This is a genomic window from Amycolatopsis sp. NPDC041971 (genome assembly GCF_055588925.1).
Window position 1 is genome coordinate 30,570 of sequence record NZ_JBVJCE010000012.1, and the last position, 3,523, is coordinate 34,092.

Sequence of the window (3,523 nt, forward strand, 5' to 3'; positions counted from 1 at the left end):
CTTTCTCGTCTTACTTCCGTCCTTTGTCCTCTTCCCCCCCCCTCCCCCCCCCCCCCCCCCCCCCCCCCCCCCCCCCCCCCCCCCCCCCCCGCTGGACCGAACGGCCACCGCGGGCTTCCGCGCTTCGGGCTTGGCCGCTCGCTTCGGTGCCAGCGCCGCGGCCAGGACGGCCAGCATCCCCACCATTTCCGGCCACGTCGGCCGGTGGCCGTAGGCGAGGATGTCCACCACCACCGCGACCACGGGATAGATGTAGGACAGCAGCGCCACCGTCGTGGTGGGGAGCTTGCCGATGCTCGCGTACATCAGGACGTACATCAGCGCGGTGTGCACGGTCCCGAGCAGGACCAGCCACAGCAGTCCCGAGGGGTCCGTGGGCAGCGGCGTGACGAGCAGCGCGGGGGCGAGCACGATCGTGCCGGTCACCAGCTGGACGGCCGCCAGGACGTGCGGGCGCAGATGCTTGAGCTGCTTCGCGATGAACGAGGCGCCGGCGTAGAGCGCGGCCGCGCCGAGGGCGAGCGCGATCCCCTCCAGCCGTACCGGTTCGCCGTCGGTACCGTGCGCGGACAGTGAGATGAGCGCCACTCCGCCGAACGCGATCAGCGCCCGGACCAGCTGGCTCTTCGCCATCTTCTCGCCGAGGAACGCGGCGGCGAGACCGACCAGCATCAGCGGCTGCGTGTGGTACACGACGGTGCTGACCGAGATCGACGACAGCGCGTACGAGGCGAACAACAGCACCCAGTTCCCGACCAGGAACAACCCGCCGAGGACGGCGAGCAGCAGGTCGCGGCGGGTGAGCGTCCACGGGCGGAGCCAGCCACGAGCCGCGCTCCACACCAGGAGCAGCAGGCCGCCGACGAGACTTCTGGCGAACGCGACGGCGGGCGCGTCGGCGCCGCTCTCGAGGACGACCGCGCCGATCGTGCCGGACAGCGCCATCGCGGCCGTCCACCGCAGCAGGGGGTTGTTCTTGGTCATGGCGACCACCTTCGCCGTCGTGTCCGCGTTCGACCAGTGTCAGAGATGACATCGGCCGCAAAACTTGTGACACACTGCCCGGATGGATGTGCAGAAGGTCGCGGTGGTGCTCGCCGACCAGGTCTCGCCGTTCGAACTCGGCGTCGCGTGTGAGGTCTTCGGCACCGATCGCAGCGCCGACGGCATCGAGGGCTGGGATTTCGCGGTCTGCTCGCCCGGCGGCGATAACGTCCTGAGCTGGTCCGGATTCGGGATCGATGGCTTGCGAAGCTTGGACTTCGCGGCGTCGGCCGACTTGCTGATCGTGCCCACTTGCGCCCCGCGTAGCGCGAACCCGCCGGAGCCGGTGCTCGAGGTCCTCCGTGACGCGGCGAGCCGGGGTGCCTGGGTCGCGGGCTTCTGCGCGGGCGTCTTCTCGCTCGGCTACGCGGGGCTTCTCGACGGCCGCAACTGCACCGTTCACTGGGTCTATGAGCAGGAATTCCGGTCGCGTTTCCCGACCGCGAAGGTCGACCCGAAGGCGTTGTACGTCGATGACGGTGGCATCCTCACCAGCGCAGGGACGGTCGCCGCCGTCGATCTGTGCCTGCATCTGGTGCGGGAATTGCGCGGTGTCGCCGCGGCCACCACGCTGGCGCGGCGGATGGTCGCGGCGCCGCACCGGGTCGGCGGGCAGGCGCAGTTCGTGCAGGCGCCGGTGCCCGAGACCGCCGCGCCGGACGACACCGTGCTCGCCGAAGCGCTCGAATGGATCGAGCGGCGGCTGGACCGGCCGTTCACCGTCGCGGAACTCGCCCGGCGCAGCGGTTTGGGGGAGCGCACGTTCCTGCGCCGGTTCTCGGCGGCCACCGGTACGACCCCGCACCGGTGGCTCACCGAACGCCGCCTGGATCGCGCGCAGTCGCTGCTCGAGGAGGGTCGTCTGTCCATTGAGGACATCGCGGTCGCCTGCGGGTACGCCTCCGCCGCGGCGCTGCGGCATCAGTTCGGCAAGCTGCGCGGAACCAGCCCGAGTGCTTACCGCAGGACGTTTTCCGTCGGCTAGAAGGAGATTTCCTGCCCGACGGTGACATGGACATGGTCGGGGACCTCGTCGTGCTCGTCGCCGACGGAGAGCGTTCCGGTCGGTTCGAACAGCAACAGTGCCGCACCGTCCACTGAGGACGGTTTGTGGAAGGTGCCGCGCGGGACGACGAACACAGAGCCACGGGGCAGCGTGACGACCCGTTCGCCGCCCTCCTCACGCAACGCGATATCCAAAGTGCCGTCGAGGACGAGGAAGAACTCGTCGGTGTTCTCGTGGACGTGCCAGACGTGCTCGCCCGCGACCTTCGCGAGGCGAACGTCGTAATCGTTGACGCGCGCGACGATTCGCGGGCTCCAGATCTCGTCGAATCCGGCCAGCGCGGTCTTCAGATCGATCGGTTGCTTGCTCATGATCCGATCCTGACCGCTGGACCGCCCGAGCGGTGAGTGCTAGGAATCGCATATGTCGCATGATTTCTCGCACGAGGTCGCCGTCCTGGTGGACGAGGGATCCAACCCCTTCGAAATGGGGGTCGCGACCGAACTCTTCGGCCTGCGGCGGCCGGAACTGGACCGGCCCTGGTACGGCCTCACGCTGTGCGCCGCCGAGCCGTCCGTGCGCATGCACCTGGGGATGTTCACCCTCACCGGCATCGCCGGGCTCGAAGCCGTGGAGGCCGCCGACACGGTGATCGTGCCGAACCGGCCCGATCCGGAAGGCCCGGTCCGGGAACCGGTGCTGACGGCCATCCGCGACGCGGCCGCGCGAGGCGCCCGGCTGGTGAGCTTCTGCACCGGCGCCTTCACCCTGGCGCGGGCGGGCGTGCTGGACGGACGGCGTGCGACAACGCACTGGAAATGGGCGGGGCTCTTCCGGGAGCTGTATCCCGAAGTGCTGCTGGAGCCGGACGTCCTCTTCGTCGACGACGGCGACGTCCTGACCGCGGCGGGCAGCGCGGCCGCGCTCGATCTGGGACTGCACCTGATCAACCGTGACCACGGTGCCGAGATCGCCAACGCGGTGAGCAGGCGGCTGGTGTTCGCCGGGCACCGCGACGGTGGCCAGCGGCAGTTCGTCGAGCGTCCGCTTCCGCCGGTGCCGGACACCTCGCTGGCGCCGGTGCTCGCCTGGGCGCGCGAACGGCTGGACCGGCCGCTCACCGTCGCCGACCTCGCCACGCGGGCGGCCGCCAGCCAGGCGACACTGCACCGGCGGTTCCGCGCCGAACTGGGGACGACGCCGCTGGCGTGGCTCACCACCGAACGGATCGCGCTGGCGTGCCGGCTGATCGAGCGTGGGGAGCAGCGACTGGACCGGGTGGCGCGGGCGTCGGGGTTCGGTACCGCCGCGAACCTGCGTACGCAGCTTCGGCGGGCTACGGGACTGACGCCTACGGCTTACCGGGCGCGGTTCAGTACCGCTTCGTAGTCGGTCGCCCGTGCCATGAACGGTCCGTTACTTGCAAAATTTGCAAGTAACGGACCCTTCATGGGACGTCAGGAGGCTGACACT

Annotated in this window: 3 protein-coding genes and 1 pseudogene; 2 read left to right on the forward strand and 2 right to left on the reverse strand. The window is 69.9% G+C overall.

Translation table 11 applies throughout. From position 1 onward, the window contains the following. Positions 1–111: 111 nt before the first annotated feature. A pseudogene (locus ACZ6DT_RS23085) lies at positions 112–984 on the reverse strand (DMT family transporter); the annotation flags it as partial. Positions 985–1,066: 82 nt separating this feature from the next. Between ACZ6DT_RS23085 and ACZ6DT_RS23090 the strand changes: the two are divergent. Further along, on the forward strand, positions 1,067–2,029 hold the full coding sequence (locus ACZ6DT_RS23090) for a GlxA family transcriptional regulator (RefSeq protein ID WP_465598732.1): 963 nt from the start codon (positions 1,067–1,069) through the stop codon (positions 2,027–2,029). Here the strand turns inward: ACZ6DT_RS23090 and ACZ6DT_RS23095 are convergent. Then, complete coding sequence (locus ACZ6DT_RS23095) at positions 2,026–2,421, reverse strand: cupin domain-containing protein (protein ID WP_465598734.1); 396 nt, start codon at positions 2,419–2,421, stop codon at positions 2,026–2,028. The two genes, ACZ6DT_RS23090 and ACZ6DT_RS23095, sit on opposite strands and share 4 nt — an antisense overlap. Positions 2,422–2,473: 52 nt before the next feature. On the opposite strand from ACZ6DT_RS23095, the gene ACZ6DT_RS23100 reads away from it, so the two are divergent. Further along, entirely contained in the window at positions 2,474–3,439 is a 966-nt protein-coding gene (locus ACZ6DT_RS23100; protein WP_465598736.1) for a helix-turn-helix domain-containing protein, read from the forward strand. Positions 3,440–3,523 lie beyond the last annotated feature (84 nt).

Bases quoted from the DNA above. Each gene is read 5' to 3' on its own strand.
- ACZ6DT_RS23090 (WP_465598732.1), top strand. From the start codon at position 1,067: ATGGATGTGCAGAAGGTCGCGGTGGTGCTCGCCGACCAGGTCTCGCCG.
- ACZ6DT_RS23095 (WP_465598734.1), bottom strand. From the start codon at position 2,421: ATGAGCAAGCAACCGATCGATCTGAAGACCGCGCTGGCCGGATTCGAC.
- ACZ6DT_RS23100 (WP_465598736.1), top strand. From the start codon at position 2,474: ATGTCGCATGATTTCTCGCACGAGGTCGCCGTCCTGGTGGACGAGGGA.